Annotated in this window: 14 protein-coding genes; 11 read left to right on the top strand and 3 right to left on the bottom strand. The window is 75.3% G+C overall.

Annotated features, from left to right (window positions below; translation table 11 throughout):
• The first annotated feature begins 136 nt into the window (after positions 1-136).
• Genes ACFE60_RS11920 through ACFE60_RS11885 form a run of 8 tightly spaced genes read left to right on the top strand, consistent with a single transcriptional unit; the run spans position 137 to position 8,644 of the window.
• Positions 137-1,276, top strand: coding sequence for an MSMEG_0568 family radical SAM protein (locus tag ACFE60_RS11920; RefSeq protein ID WP_375389078.1), 1,140 nt, complete (start codon positions 137-139; stop codon positions 1,274-1,276).
• Entirely contained in the window at positions 1,273-2,685 is a 1,413-nt protein-coding gene (locus tag ACFE60_RS11915) for an MSMEG_0567/sll0787 family protein (protein ID WP_375389077.1), read from the top strand. The genes ACFE60_RS11920 and ACFE60_RS11915 overlap by 4 nt, the downstream gene beginning before the upstream one ends.
• 29 nt (positions 2,686-2,714) lie before the next feature.
• On the top strand, positions 2,715-3,599 hold the full coding sequence (locus tag ACFE60_RS11910; protein ID WP_375389076.1) for a carbon-nitrogen hydrolase family protein: 885 nt from the start codon (positions 2,715-2,717) through the stop codon (positions 3,597-3,599).
• Positions 3,592-3,897, top strand: coding sequence for an MSMEG_0570 family nitrogen starvation response protein (locus ACFE60_RS11905; protein ID WP_375389075.1), 306 nt, complete (start codon positions 3,592-3,594; stop codon positions 3,895-3,897). Before ACFE60_RS11910 ends, ACFE60_RS11905 begins: the two co-directional genes overlap by 8 nt.
• Positions 3,894-5,138: an MSMEG_0569 family flavin-dependent oxidoreductase gene (locus ACFE60_RS11900; RefSeq protein ID WP_375389074.1), complete on the top strand. Its 1,245-nt coding sequence runs from the start codon at positions 3,894-3,896 to the stop codon at positions 5,136-5,138. Before ACFE60_RS11905 ends, ACFE60_RS11900 begins: the two co-directional genes overlap by 4 nt.
• Positions 5,138-5,974: a carbon-nitrogen hydrolase family protein gene (locus ACFE60_RS11895; protein WP_375389073.1), complete on the top strand. Its 837-nt coding sequence runs from the start codon at positions 5,138-5,140 to the stop codon at positions 5,972-5,974. Before ACFE60_RS11900 ends, ACFE60_RS11895 begins: the two co-directional genes overlap by 1 nt.
• Complete coding sequence (locus ACFE60_RS11890; protein WP_375389072.1) at positions 5,971-7,077, top strand: MSMEG_0565 family glycosyltransferase; 1,107 nt, start codon at positions 5,971-5,973, stop codon at positions 7,075-7,077. Before ACFE60_RS11895 ends, ACFE60_RS11890 begins: the two co-directional genes overlap by 4 nt.
• Positions 7,078-7,126: 49 nt before the next feature.
• A complete protein-coding gene (locus tag ACFE60_RS11885) occupies positions 7,127-8,644 on the top strand; it encodes an AMP-binding protein (RefSeq protein ID WP_375389071.1) in 1,518 nt (505 codons plus the stop codon).
• Here ACFE60_RS11885 and ACFE60_RS11880 read toward each other — a convergent pair.
• A complete protein-coding gene (locus ACFE60_RS11880; protein ID WP_375389070.1) occupies positions 8,566-9,438 on the bottom strand; it encodes a phosphotransferase in 873 nt (290 codons plus the stop codon). The genes ACFE60_RS11885 and ACFE60_RS11880 overlap by 79 nt on opposite strands.
• A 57-nt stretch (positions 9,439-9,495) precedes the next feature.
• Between ACFE60_RS11880 and ACFE60_RS11875 the strand changes: the two genes are divergently transcribed.
• From ACFE60_RS11875 to ACFE60_RS11865, 3 genes are all read left to right on the top strand, one after another.
• A complete protein-coding gene (locus tag ACFE60_RS11875) occupies positions 9,496-10,572 on the top strand; it encodes an FUSC family protein (protein WP_375389069.1) in 1,077 nt (358 codons plus the stop codon).
• A 148-nt stretch (positions 10,573-10,720) separates the two neighbouring features.
• Complete coding sequence (locus tag ACFE60_RS11870; RefSeq protein WP_375389068.1) at positions 10,721-11,569, top strand: hypothetical protein; 849 nt, start codon at positions 10,721-10,723, stop codon at positions 11,567-11,569.
• Positions 11,570-11,578: 9 nt separating this feature from the next.
• The gene (locus ACFE60_RS11865; RefSeq protein ID WP_375389067.1) at positions 11,579-12,385 is read left to right on the top strand and encodes an acyl-ACP desaturase; all 807 of its coding nucleotides are present in this window, start codon (positions 11,579-11,581) and stop codon (positions 12,383-12,385) included.
• A gap of 92 nt (positions 12,386-12,477) precedes the next feature.
• On the opposite strand, the gene ACFE60_RS11860 is transcribed toward ACFE60_RS11865, so the two are convergent.
• Both ACFE60_RS11860 and ACFE60_RS11855 read right to left on the bottom strand, forming a co-directional pair.
• Positions 12,478-13,413, bottom strand: coding sequence for a hypothetical protein (locus ACFE60_RS11860; RefSeq protein WP_375389066.1), 936 nt, complete (start codon positions 13,411-13,413; stop codon positions 12,478-12,480).
• Between the two features lie 212 nt (positions 13,414-13,625).
• Positions 13,626-14,045, bottom strand: coding sequence for a DUF779 domain-containing protein (locus ACFE60_RS11855; RefSeq protein ID WP_375389065.1), 420 nt, complete (start codon positions 14,043-14,045; stop codon positions 13,626-13,628).
• Positions 14,046-14,327 lie beyond the last annotated feature (282 nt).

Raw genomic sequence — 14,327 nt, 5'->3', positions numbered from 1 at the left:
TCGGCCTGTCGCTGCACGGCCTGCGCGAGGAGGACCTGATCGAGGGCACGATCCCGTGCCACCCCCTGGACGTGCAGGACGCGCTGATCTACTTCGCGAACAAGGGCGCCGTCATCAACAGCACCTACATGGTCTGATGCCGGCGACGAACCTGGGCCTCCCGGCGATGCGGTGCGAGTCCGCCGCCCCGCCGGCCACCGGCATGGACGCGGTGTCGCGCCGCGTGGACGTCGCGCTGCGCGGCCTCCGCGTCGCGGCGCCCGTGCACCGGGAGGCGGGCGCCGGGCCGAGCGACGACGGGCACGTGCTGTGGAACGGCGAGCAGGCGGCCGTCCCGGTGAAGGCGGACAGCCCGTACCTGGTCTCGGGCGGGCGACTGCTGCTCGACACCGGCGACGCCGGCCCGATCGATCTGGGCATCGACGTGGCACCGGTGCACCGACCCAGGTTCTACGACCTGACGACCGGCGACGGCACGTCGTACGAGCAGATCGCCCGGCTGCACGGCCGCACCGTGCTGGCGACGACGGTCGTCCAGACCTGCATCCGGTACGACGAGGACCAGCGCTGCCGGTTCTGCGCCATCGAGGCGTCGCTGGAGGCGGGCGCGACGATCGCGGTCAAGACGCCCGCGATGCTCGCCGAGGTCGCCCGCGCCGCGGTCGACCTCGACGGCGTCGAGCAGATGGTGATGACCACCGGCACCTCCAACGGGTGGGACCGCGGCGCGAAGCACCTCGCCCGCTGCGTCGCGGCCGTGAAGGAGGCGGTGCCGGAGCTCGCGATCCAGGTGCAGATCGAGCCGCCGCGGCACCTCCGCGCGATCCGGGACCTGTACGACGCGGGCGCCGAGTCCATCGGCATCCACGTCGAGTCGATGGACGACGCGGTGCGGCAGCGCTGGATGCCGGGCAAGAGCACGGTGTCCCTCGACGAGTACCGGGCCGCGTGGGCGGAGGCGGTCCGCGTCTTCGGACGCAACCAGGTGTCGACCTACCTGCTCGTCGGCCTCGGCGAGGACCCGGACGACGTCCCGCGGTGGGCGGAGGAGCTGATCGCGCTGGGCGTCTACCCGTTCGTGGTGCCGTTCCGGCCGCTGCGCGGCACGCTCGCGACCGACGTCGACGGGGTGCCGGCGCCCAGCAGGACGATCCTCGAGACGGTGTCCCGGCAGGTCGCCGCCCTGCTCGTCGCCGCGGGCATGCTCGGCAGCGAGCAGAAGGCCGGGTGCGCCGCATGCGGCGCGTGCGGCGTGCTGAAGACGGCAGGCGCATGACCGCCTTCGACGTGCCCGTCCTGACCGGCGTCCCCCGGCGGGTCGCGCCGTGGACGATCCGGCGCGCGGAGGGGGCTGAGCTCGCCGCGTACCGTCGGCTCCGCCGGGCGGCGTTCGTCGACGACCAGCACCTCTTCACGGGATCCGACGCGGACGACGTCGACGACGACCCGCGGGCGGTCGTGCTCGCCGCGGTCGCGGCGGACGGAGCCGTGCTCGGCGGCGTCCGCCTCGCGCCGCTCACGGGGCGCGACATCGGCTGGTGGGCGGGCAGCCGCCTCGTGGTCGACGAGGCGGTCAGGGGCTCGGCGGGGCTCGGCGCGCAGCTGGTGGACGAGGCGTGCCGGACGGCGGAGGCGTCGGGCGTGCTCCGCTTCGACGCGACGGTGCAGGACCGCTACGCGGTGCTGTTCCGCCGGCTCGGCTGGACCGACCAGGGGCCGGCCGTCGTCGCCGGCGCCCCGCACCGCCGCATGCGGTGGCCGATCCACCGGATCCAAGCGCTCGCCGAGCGGACGAAGGCGCCGCTCGCCGACCTGCTCGACCCGTTCGGCGCCTCCTGGGGCACCGCTCCGGCGGCCTCGCTCGGCGGCGCGGGGTTCGTGGGCGACGACGGCGCCCCGGTGCCGGGCAGCGACCTGATCGCCGCGTGCGACGCGATCCTGCCCGCGATGGTGCAGCGCGACCCGGAGTGGGCCGGCTGGTGCGGCGTGCTCGTCAACGCGAACGACCTGGCCGCGATGGGTGCGGAGCCCGTCGGCCTGCTCGACGCGGTCGCCGCCCCCGACCTCGGCACCGTGCAGCGGGTGGTCCGCGGGCTGCGCAGCGCTGCGGAGGCGTGGGGGATCCCGATCCTGGGCGGCCACACGCAGGTCGGGGTCGCGGCCTCGCTCGCGGTCACCGCGCTCGGCCGCGCCGCGACGCCGGTGCCGGGTGGCGGCGGACGCCGGCACGACGACCTGACGCTCACGATCGACACGACCGGCGGCTGGCGTCCGGGTTCGCACGGGACGCAGTGGGACTCCACCTCCTCGCGGTCCGGGGAGGAGCTGCGGGCGATGGGCCGCCTCGTCCGGGACGCGCGCCCGCGGGCGGCGAAGGACGTCAGCATGGCCGGGGTCGTCGGCACCGCCGGGATGCTCGCCGAGGCCTCCGGCTGCGGCGCCGAGATCGACGTCGCCGCCGTCCCTGCGCCCGCGAGCACACCCATGGGCGACTGGCTCACGTGCTTCCCGGGCTTCGGCATGCTGACCGCCGACGCCCCCGGCGCCTCCCGAATCGGCTCGCCGCTCACCGAGACGGCGACCGTCGGCCGACTGACCGGCGCTCCCGGCGTCCGGCTCAGGTGGCCGGACGGCGAGACCACCGGCGCGCTCGCCGGGCCCGTCACCGGGCTGGGCCACGCGTGACCACCCTCCGACACCATGAGGAGCACGACATGACCGTCACCCTCGCCGCCGCGTCCGAGCGCTTCGGCCGCGACCTCGACGAGAACCTCGCGACCATCGCCCGGCTCGTCGCCGAGGCGACGGCGGCGGGCGCCGACCTGCTCGCGCTCCCGGAGGCCGCCATCGGCGGCTACCTCTCCAGCCTCGGCGGCCACGGCGACCCCGCCGGGCCCGACTCCCTCCCTCCCGCCATCCGGCTCGACGGGCCAGAGCTCGCCCGGGTGCAGCGGCTCGCGGGCGACCTCGTGCTCGTGCTCGGCATCTGCGAGGCCGCCGGACCCGCTGAGGCACCGGTCCGCTACAACACCGTCGTCGCGCTGACGAAGGACGGGATCATCGGCTCCCACCGCAAGGTGCATCAGCCGCTCGGCGAGAGCATGAGCTACGCGGCGGGGGAGTCCTTCGCCGCCTTCGACAGCCCGATCGGCCGCCTCGGCCTGATGATCTGCTACGACAAGGCGTTCCCGGAGGGGGCCCGCACGCTCGCGCTCGACGGCGCCGAGGTCGTCGTGTGCGTCTCCGCCTGGCCCGCGGCCCGCACCGCCGGGACCGATGACCTCGCGCAGGACCGCTGGACGAAGCGCTTCCGGCTGTACGACCAGGCACGTGCGCTCGAGAACCAGGTCGTGTGGGTCGCGTCCAACCAGGCCGGCACGTTCGGCAGGCTGCGGTTCGTCGGATCGGCCGCCGTGATCGGCCCGGGCGGCGAGGTGCTCGCCGACACCGGCGTCGGCGCCGGGCTCGCGATCGCGTCGGTCGACGTGGCGCAGGAGCTCGCCGCTGCCCGCCGCGCCATGTTCGCGCTGCGCGACCGCCGGCCGGACGCCTACATGCTGGATCGCGCATACGTCGAGGAGGCGCTCGTCGATGCCTGAGATGACGTTCACCGTGCGGTGGCCGGACGGCCGGGTGGAGGCGTGCTCCTCGCCCTCGCTCGTGATGTGGGACCACCTCGAGGTCGGCGCCGACTACACGGTCGGCGACTTCACCCGGCGGGCGACGGCCGCGCTCGCGGAGGCGGGCGAGCGGGTCCGCGCGCGGTACGGCTTCGTCTGCACGAGCGCGCTCGCCCAGGCGGAGGCGATCCGCGCCCGGGCGGCGGGCCATGACGCCGGCGCGCCGGTACGGGTCCTCGCGATGGCTCCGCCGCTGCCGGTGCGGGTGTCAGCGTGACCGCGCTGCCGGACCGCGTCCCCGTCGCGGTCGTCGGCGGCGGCCAAGCCGGTCTCGCCGCCTCCTGGCACCTGAGGCGGCGCGGGATCGAGCACGTCGTGCTCGAGCGGGCGACCGTCGCCCACGACTGGCTGGACCGCCGCTGGGACGCGTTCACCCTGGTCACGCCGAACTTCCAGTGCCGGCTCCCGGGCTTCGCCTACGACGGCGACGAGCCGGACGGCTTCATGACGCGGGAGCAGGTCCGGGCGTGGCTCGGCCGCTACCGCGCCAGCTTCGATCCGCCGGTGCACGAGGGCGTCGAGGTGCTCGGCCTGCGGCGCACCGACGACGGGTTCGCCCTGCGCACCTCCGCCGGCGACCTCGCCGCCGCCCAGGTCGTGATCGCGACGGGCGGGTACCACGTGCCGTCCGTCCCGGCCTTCGCGGCTCTGCTGCCGGCCTCGATCACGCAGGTGCACTCGGCCGACTACCGGAACCCGGCGTCCCTGCCCGACGGCGCCGTCCTGGTGGTCGGCAGCGGGCAGTCCGGCGCGCAGATCGCGGAGGACCTGCACCTCGCCGGGCGGCAGGTGCACCTCGCGCTCGGCCGGGCGCCGCGCAGCGCCCGCTTCTATCGCGGTCGCGACTGCATCGCGTGGCTCGAGGACATGGGCGTCTACGACGTCACGGTGCAGCAGCACGCCTCCGGCCTCGCGAAGCGCGAGTCGACGAACCACTACATGACGGGCAGGAACGGCGGGCACGACATCGACCTGCGCGCCTTCGCGCTCGCCGGGATGCGCCTGCACGGGCGGCTGACCGGGGTGGTCGACGGGGTCCTCGGCGTCGCGCCGACGATGGAGGGGTCCCTCGACCACGCCGACAGCGTCATGGAGTCGATCAAGGACGACATCGACGCGTACATCGCGCGCGCCGGCCTCGAGGCGCCGACCGAGGCGCGGTACCGCCCCGTGTGGCGGCCGGCGGAGGAGCCGGCGACGCTCGATCCGGGTGCGGAGGGGATCTCGACGGTCGTCTGGGCGACCGGCTTCCGGCCGGACTACCGCTGGGTCGAGGTCGGGGTGTTCGACGGCAGCGGCCATCCCACGCACCGCGCGGGGGAGACCGACGTGCCCGGCCTCTTCCTCCTCGGCCTGCCGTGGCTCACCACCTGGGGCAGCGGCCGGTTCGCGGGCGTCGCCAGGGACGCCGAGCACGTCGTCGACCGGGTCGCGACGCGGGTCGCCGTGCCGGCCTGATGGCCGTGCTCGCCGCGGTCGCCGCGCACTTCGGGCGGGACGTGCAGCGCGCCCTCCCGAAGGTGGAGGGGATCCTCGACGACGCCCGCGCGGCCGGGGCCGACCTGGTCGTGCTGCCCGACGCCGCGCTCGGGGGCTACCTCTCCGACCTCGGCGACCCCGACTCGCGGGACCTGCCGGTGCCGCTCGACCTGGACGGGCCGGAGCTCGGCCGCGTCCGGCGCGCGGCCGGCCCGATCGTCGTCTGCATCGGGCTCGCGGAGGCGGTGCCAGGGGATCCCGGCCGGCGCTGGAACACCGCGGTGTGCTGCTCCGCCGATCGCGTCTGGGGCGTCCACCGCAAGGTGCACCGGCCGCTGAACGAGTCCCTGGTGTACGCGGCGGGGGACCGGTTCCGCGCGTTCGACACCCCGGTCGGCCGGCTCGGGATGCTCACCTCCTACGACAAGACGTTCCCGGAGGCGGCGAGGGCCCTCGCGGACGACGGCGCGACGATCCTCGCCTGCCTCGGAGCGTGGCCCGCCTCCACGACCGATCGCGCCGCGCAGCTGCCGCAGGACCGCCAGTCGCGGCTGTTCGACCTGTACGACCTCGCGCGCGCGGCCGAGAACCAGGTCGTCGTCGTGTCGTCGAACCAGACCGGGGTGCAGGGCCGCCTGCGGTTCCTCGGTCAGGCGAAGGTGGTCGGGCCCGGCAGCGACGTGCTGGCCCGCACGGGCGTGAAGGGCGGCATGGCCGTCGCAACGGTCGACGTGCCGGTCGAGGTCGGTCGTGCCCGCCGCCGCCTCCACCACCTCGCCGAGCGGGTCCCCGCGGCCTACGCGAGGCGGCCGTGAGGATCGCGCTGCTCACCTACTCGACGAAGCCCCGCGGCGGCGTCGTGCACACGCTCGAGCTCGCGGAGGCGCTCGCCCGGCGCGGCGAGGACGTCACGGTCTGGACCCTCGGGCGCGGCGGCGACCAGGCGTTCTTCCGCCCGGTCGACCCGTCGGTCCGCGTCGAGGTCGTGCCGTTCGCTGCGCAGGAGCGGGAGGCGGTCGGGCCGCGGATCATGCGATCCATCCGGACGCTCGCGGCGGCGTTCGACCGCTCGGGCGCCGACGTCGTGCACGCGGAGGACTGCATCACCGCGAACGCGGTGCCCGGCGCCATCCGGACCGTCCACCACCTCGACACCTTCACGACGCCGGAGCTGGTGGCGTGCCACGACCGCGCGATCGAGCGCCCGTCCGCGCTCGTCACCGTGTCCCGGTCGGTCGCCGCGGAGGTGGAGGCGGGCTGGGGACGCACCCCGACCGTGATCCCGAACGGCGTCGACGCCGCCCGGTTCGCCGCGGCTGCGGGACCGGCGTCCGACGCCGCGCGCGCCGCCTGGCGGGCGCGGTTCGGCGAGTACCTGCTCGTGGTCGGCGGCATCGAGCCGCGCAAGGGCACCATCGACGCGCTCGAGGGCTACGCCCTCGCCCGGCGCCGCCACCCGGACCTGCGGCTGGTCGTCGCGGGCGGGGAGACGCTGTTCGACTACGCCGGCTACCGGCAGCGGTTCGACCGCAGGCGGGAGCAGCTCGGCGTCCCCGTCGAGGTGCTCGGCACGGTCGACCACGAGGCGCTGCCCTCGCTCGTCGCCGCGGCCCGCGCGGTCCCGTTCCTCTCGACGAAGGAGGGCTTCGGGCTCTCGGCGATGGAGGCGCTCGCCGCGGGCGTCCCCGTCGTCGCCCGGGACCTCCCGGTGGTCCGCGAGGTGTTCGGCCGGGCGGTCGAGCGGGTGCCGGACGGCGCGGGTGCCGCGCACGGGATGGCGGAGGCGGTCGACCGGGCCTTCACGGGGGTGGGACCCGAGCCGTCGCTGGGCCGCACCCTCGCCTCCTCCTACAGCTGGGACGCGGCGGCGGCCGCCCACCAGGCGCTCTACGCCTCCCTCCTCGCGTCCCGAGCATGACTTCGCTCACGCTACGTGCCGCCGCAGCTGCGCTCGGGCGGCACGAAGCGTGAGCAGAATCGTCCCGACGATCGGCCAGGCGCTGGACCTGCTGGCGGAGCGGGATCCCACGGCACCGGCGGTGCAGGACGGCATCGAGGCGCTCGATCGTGCAGGGCTGCGGTCGCGGTCCCGCCGGCTGGCCCGCGTGCTGATCCGCGCGGGCGTGCGGGAGGGGGATCTCGTCGCGATCAGCGGCGGGAACACGGTCTCCTCCGTCGTCGCGGTCTGCGCGATCCATCGCGCGGGCGGCACGCCGCTGCCGCTGGACGCGCGGCTCCCCGTCGGGGAGCGACGCGCGATCCTCGACCTCGCCGACCCCGCCCTCGTGCTCGGCGGCGAGCCGGGCGGGGTCGCGGGAAGGCCCTCGCTGCCGCTCGCGCCCGACCTCGCCGGCGTCGACGACGGGCCCCTGCCGCCGCTGGCGGCGGGCAGCTGGAAGGCCGCGACGACGTCCGGCAGCACGGGTGCGCCGAAGCTCGTGCTCGCGACGGCGCCCGCACGCGTCGACCCGCAGCGGCAGGCGGCCTCCTTCCTCCCGCTCGCCGCGCGCCAGCTGGTCGTCGGGCCGCTCACCCACCCGGCGCCGTTCACCTACGCGTTCAGGGGCCTCGCCACGGGCCACTCGCTCGTGCTGCTGCCCCGGTTCGACGCGACGTCGGTGCTCGATGCGATCGCGCGCCACCGCATCTCCTGGGTGCTGCTGGTCCCCACGATGCTGCACCGCATCCTCCGCCTGCCCGCCGAGCAGGTCTCGGCGGCCGATCTCTCCTCGCTCGAGCGCGTCGTGCACCTCGGCGCCCCGATCGATCCGGCGCTCAAGCGCCGCTGGCTGGCGCTGCTCGGCCCGGAGCGGATGACGGAGGTCTACGCCGGCACCGAGTCGAACGGGCTCACCGTGATCCGCGGCGACGAGTGGCTCGCGCACCCCGGCAGCGTCGGCCGGCCCGCGAGCGGGACCGAGGTGCGGATCGTCGACGCGTCCGGCGCACCCGTCCCGCCGGGGCTGACGGGCCGGGTGCAGCTGCGCCGGACCGCGGGCGCCTCCTACCGGTACATCGGCGCCGAGACGCCCGCGCCGGGCGCCTGGGACACGCTCGGCGACGACGGCCGGCTCGACGCCGACGGCTACCTCCACCTGATCGACCGCGGCGGCGACCGCATCCTGCGCGCCGGGACGAGCCTCTACCCGGTCGAGGTGGAGCGGGTGCTGGAGGCGCACCCCGCGGTACGGTCCGCCGGCGCGGTCGGGGTGCCGGACGAGGACCTCGGAACCCGGGTGCACGCCGTCGCGGACGTCGGCGACGCGGAGGCGGACCCGGAGGACCTGCGCGCCTGGGCCAACGCCCGGCTCGACCCCGGGAAACGGATCGACACCCTGGCGCTCGTGCGCGAGCCGGTCCGCGACGATGCGGGCAAGCTCCGGCGGCGCGACCTCGTCCCGCCCTCTCAGCGGGAGCGGTCGGCCAGCAGCTCGGTCAACGTGCCGCGGCACAGCGCCGCGAACCCCGGGTTCGTCCGGTCGTAATAGGGGATCGCGACGACGGCCTGCGCCAGCGCGATGCCGCGCGCCCGCTGCCAGGTGCCGTCGTCCGGGCGGAGGCGGACGCGGAACCGGTCGCGATCCGCGCCGCGGAGGCAGGACCAGGCCGGTACGAGGTCGTTCGCCGGGTCGCCTGCCCCGCCGCCGCCCCAGTCGAGCACGCCAGCCAGGCGGCCGTCCTGCTCCAGCAGGTTCGGCGGCAGCAGGTCGGCGTGCACCGCGACGCGCCGCCCGTCCCACGTCGGCGCGGCCAGCGCCTCCCCCCACATCGCGGCGACCGCGGCCCGGTCGAACCCCTCGAGCCGCGCGAGCGCGGCCCGGGTCGCGGCGTCGGCCCGCTCGGCGCTTGGGCGACCCGCGTCGGGCAACGCCGACGCGTCCACGGTGCGCAGCGCGACGACGAGGTCCGCCAGCTCGTCGGCGGCGATCCGGCCCGGGATCGGCGTGCGGCCGTCGACCCAGCGCACGACGGCCCAGACCGCGGGGAACAGTGCGGGATCGGGCGCGCCGAGCAGCACCGGCTCCGGCACGGCGACCGGCAGCGCGGCGGCGACGAGGGGCACGACCACGGCCTCCCGCTCGAGGTCGGTGCCCCCGTCCGGCAGCCGAGGCAGCCGCGCCGCGAGCGCGTCGCCGATCCGGAAGACCCGGTTGACCGTGCCGAGGGCGCGGACCGCGCGCACCGGCAGGTCCGCGAGGGTCGGCGCCTGCGCTCGCAGCAGCGCGGTCACGACGCCCGCATCGACCCGCAGCTCGCCGTCGTGCAGGTCGCGGTCCACCGGGTCACCGTAGCGACGGGCTCGTCGATCTGCGGGTGCGTCGGCCACCATGGACGGGTGAGCAGCACCGGTCCGGCCGCGCCCCGGGGCGCGCGGGCCCTGCTCGCCGCGCTCCTCCGGCCGGCGCCCAGCCCGCCGCGGGTCGGCATCGCCGTGCAGGCGGGCATCACGATGCTGCTGGTCGTCGGCGTCCCCGCCCTGCTCGGCCGGCTCGACGTGGGCCTCCTCGCCTCGACCGGCGCGCTGTCGGCCCTGTACCTCTCGTCGCGCAGCCGGCACGAGCGCCTCCGCCGCCTCCCGCTGGTGCAGCTGGGGCTGCTCGCTGCGATCGGGGTGGGCGCCGCGACCAGGGGGCACCCCGTCGCAGCCCCGCTGGTGCTGGTCGTCGTCGCTGTGGGTGCGGTGGTGCTCGTCTCGGGCACGGCCGTCGGACCGCCCGGCGCGCTGTTCCCGGTGCTCGGCGCCGGCATCGCCGCGCGGCTGACCGGCCCCGCGTCGCTCGGCGGCGACGGGCTCGACCCGCTGCTCGTGCTCGGCTGCGCGGCCGCCGGCGCGGCGGCCGCCTGGCTGATCGTCGTCGCGCCGCTCGCGATCCCGAGCGTGCGGCGGCGGGACCGGAGCATCCCCGTCGCGCCGGTCCGGTTCTCGCTCGACGCGACCGGGCGGACGGTCGTCGCCCGCGTCTCCGCCGCCGCGGCGCTCGCGGCGGTCCTGGCCGCGGTGCTCGGCCTCGATCGCGGGTACTGGGTGGTCGTCGCGGTGGTGGCGGTGCTGCAGACCGGTCGCGGCCGGCGCCTGACCGGCATCCGCGGCGCGCACCGCGCGGTCGGCACCCTGGTCGGCGCCGTCGTGTTCGTGCTGGTCGCGACGGTCGTCGGGCTGCCGGCGCAGGGCGTGCTGCTCGCCGTGGTGCTCGGCGTGCTCCAGTTCGCGGCGGAGCTGGTCGTCGTCGCCCACTACGGGCTGGCGCTCGTGTTCGTGACCCCGCTCGCGCTGCTCATCGCGGAGGCGGGGTCCGCCGGGGACCCGTGGACGATCGCCGGCACGCGGGTGCTCGACACCGCGATCGGGTGCGCCGTCGCGCTCCTCGTGCTCGTCGTCGAGCGGCTCGCCGCCGGTCGGGCCCGGCGCTGACGCCCGGGCGCCGGTGCGCGGCTGCGGCGGTCCGGGCGACCCAACCGGAACGGCCTCCGCGACGAACCGTCCTCCGAGCGGGCTCCAACCACATCTGGGGCCCCGGCACAACCCCCTGGACCTGATCGGAACGGATAGTCTGCGACCGATGAGCAGCACCTCGCCCTTCGACGTGGCCGCGTACGTGCGCGCGCCGCTCGGACCCATGCGCGAGACGCTCCAGGGCGTCGGCGCGGCGCTGCCCGCCGACCTCGCGGACGCGCTGCGCTACGTGCAGCGCCGCGCGCAGGGCACCGGGTCCTGGCTGTCGCACGTGCTCGTCACGGCGACGCACAAGGACGCCCGCATCACGGCCTTCCTCTCCACCTGGGCGTACGAGGCGCACTGGTTCGGCGACGCCCTCACCGCGATCGCCGGCGCCGGACCCGTGCCCGCCATCCGCCGCGGCGTCGCGGCCCGCATCCGCACCCGGTTCGGCCCGCTGCGGGAGGCGGTCGTGGCGAACCTGCACGGCCGCGCGCTCACCGGCGTGCAGATGACCGAGCGCCTGGTCGACGGCTGGATCGTCGACGCGATGCTCGAGCGGGCGCAGCAGCTGGCTCCGGGCGCCGTCGCGGCGGACCTCGCCAGGATCCGGGAGGGCATCGCGCGCCAGGCGCAGTTCTTCGCGGAGTCCGCGACGGACGCCCTCACGCACTCCCGTGCGGCGCGGGTGCTGGCACGGCGACGCCTCGCGATGCGGACGTGGCCCATCGGCGCCGACCACGAGCCGGCTGCGGCCACGGCGAGCGCGCTGCAGGCGCTGTTCGGCGCCGACCGCTCGTGGGCCGCCGCCGTCGACCGCCGCATCGACGCGCTGCCCGGCCTCGCCGGCCTCCAGCTGGTTCGCCGCACGGTCCGCAAACCGGGCCGCCGTCCGCTCCGGATCACCTTCCGCGGCACCGGGCGTCCCCGGTCGTCCGCGCCGCTCCACGTCGGGAAGGACGTCGCGCGTTAGCGCATCACCATGGCATTCGACATCGACACCTTCGCGGAGACCAGCACCGCCGTCGCCTGGAGCGACATCGACCTGGACGCCTTCCGCACCGACCCCCTGCCCGAGACGTCGTTGCGCGCGCTGCGCTACATGTGCGACGTCGAGTACCACACCGTCTGCTACCTGCGGGACATGCTCGTCACGCCGTCGCACGGCGACAGCGAGGTGTCCACGTTCATGACGATGTGGAACCGCGAGGAGTACTGGCACGGGGAGGCGCTCGCCGCGGTGCTGAAGGTCCACGGCATCGAGGTCGAGTACGACCAGCTGAAGGCGAGCCGCGTGAAGCTCGGCTGGCGCGACCGGATCGACCCGATCAAGCAGTCGATCTACGGGAACATCGTCGGCAAGGACTTCGTCGCCACCCACATGTCGTGGGGCAGCGTCAACGAGCGCGGCGCCGCCTCCGCCTACCGCCGGCTCGCGAGGCTGGAGCCGCACCCCGCCCTCGCGCCCCTCCTGCAGCGCATCGCGCAGCAGGAGACCCGGCACATCGCGTTCTACACGACGCAGGCGACGAAGCGGCTCGAGGAGTCGAAGCTGGCGCGGATGTTCACGAAGTTCGCGCTGACGAATGTGTGGGGCCCGGTCGGCTCGACCATCGAGCCGGACGAGGAGGTCAAGTTCGTGATGGGCTACCTCTTCGACGGCGAGGACGGCCTCAAGGAGGTCCGCAAGATGGACGAGGCGATCGCGAAGCTGCCGGGCATGGCGGGCATCTCGATCGTCGAGAAGGCGTTCCGCGCCCGCGGCCTGTACGCCGACATCGCCGCCTGACCCCTCGTCTCAGGCCCTTCGCGCGGTACTTCTGGCCTCGCGCGGTACCTGCGGCGCTGCGCGGTACGCATGCGTACCGCGCAACGCCACGGCTACCGCGCGGAGTAGGCGGCGGGCGGCCGGACAGCACGGACTCGAGGCACTCCCGCCCTGACGAGCGTGCGCTCCAGTCGACCCGCCCGCAGGTCGGCCCAGTCCCACCGGCCGATCGAGGGGTATGCGACGCGCATCCGGTTCTCCCGGTTCTTCTCCCGGATGACGACGTCCTCGACAGAACCGCCCATCCGGTAGCGATCGGAGCGGTACTTCACCTCGCCGTCGAACTCGCCGAGGATCCGGTGGACCCGCCATCCGAAGTCGCCGAACTCGTCCCGCTCGTCCGTCGTCACCTTCACCTGCAGATCCGGCTCGGCGAAGCCCAGCCGGTCCATCTCGAGCCGCGACCACGACTCACCGATCGATCCGCTCCGGCCGTCGGCGAACGCGATGACCCTGCGCAGCCGGGCATGTCCCCGCCGCGTGCCGTACGCCTCCGCGAGCGCCGCGATCTCGTTCGCGGACTCCGGATACAGGCGGAGGACCGCGTCCATCACGACGACGGCATCGGCGAACGGGCGGCTGAGCGCGAAGTCGAACGCGGTGCGGGCCGGGCTCGTGACGACCAGCCCGTCCACCACCACGGTCGACACGTGCTCGAGACCGATGCAGTGGCGCACGACGTCGAGCTGCGACCGGCCGCCTGACCGCCGCTCCGCGATCAGGTGCACCTTCGTCGGCCAGGCACCGAGGATCGGGACGCAGAGCGCCGCGGCCGCGGACTCGAGGGAGTAGATGGTGTCACCGGTCAGCGTGCGGGACGAGGCGTGCACGAGGCGCAGGTACCGCTCGTCGAGCGCCGCGCCGATCGACCCCGGCGGGGCGTACACCCCGCGCCGCACACGGTTCATGCCCGCGGTGCCGTCGCGGTCGGGCCGGGCCACTCCGAGCGCGGTGAGGTCGGATCGGCGGAAGAGGATCGGTTCGGTCACGCGTGGAGGATGACCCCTCCGAGCAGCCGCACGCACGCCTCGGGCCTGTGGAGGAGCGGCGCACCGGGTCGCGGGTTCCGCGGCTGCTCAACGGTCCGCCGGATCCCCTCCCACGTCGCGCGGTACCGGTGGCGTGGCGCGGTACGCATGCGTACCGCGCCACGCCAGGACTACCGCGCGACGCCGGCTCAAACTCCCGCGTCACGCCAGGGCTACCGCGCGACGACCGAGGGCTGCGCGCCCACCGCGAAGCGCGGCTCGATGCCGAGCTCGGCCACCTCCGCGTCGGTCAGCATGCGGCTGCGGATCAGGAAGCGCTTGCCCTCCGGCGCCTCCACCGAGAAGCCGCTGCCGCGGCCGTCGACCAGGTCGATGGTGATGTGCGTGAACCGCCACAGCTGGTACTGCGACGCCGACATGTACACGGCCACCGGGTCGATGCCGTCGACGTCGAGGTCGCCCAGGTGCACGTCGGAGGCGCCGGTGCGGAACATGCCGACCGGGTAGCACATGGGGCTCGACCCGTCGCAGCAGCCGCCGGACTGGTGGAACATCAGCGGGCCGTGCTTCGCGGCGAGGCTCCGCAGCATCTGCGCCGCTGCCGGCGTGACGTCGATCTTCGACGCGGCCATCGGGACTCCTTCGATCGGGACGGACGGTGGAGGCCCGCCGCGCGAGACGATGCGTCGCGCGACGGGCCGGCCGGGTGGCTTCGGCCACGGCGCGTCCCGCGGCCCACTGCGTCGACCGATACAGCGGGCCGCGGGAGCGCACCGCCGTCGATCCGCTTGCGGATCGACGGCCATGAACTCAGAAGAAGCCCATCGGGCCCTCCGCGTAGGAGACGAGGAGGTTCTTCGTCTGCTGGTAGTGGTCGAGCATCATCTTGTGGTTCTCGCGGCCGATGCCCGACT

This window comes from uncultured Amnibacterium sp. (genome assembly GCF_964245895.1).
Taxonomy (GTDB): domain Bacteria; phylum Actinomycetota; class Actinomycetes; order Actinomycetales; family Microbacteriaceae; genus Amnibacterium.
This window is presented reverse-complemented; position numbering and strand designations above follow the sequence as displayed.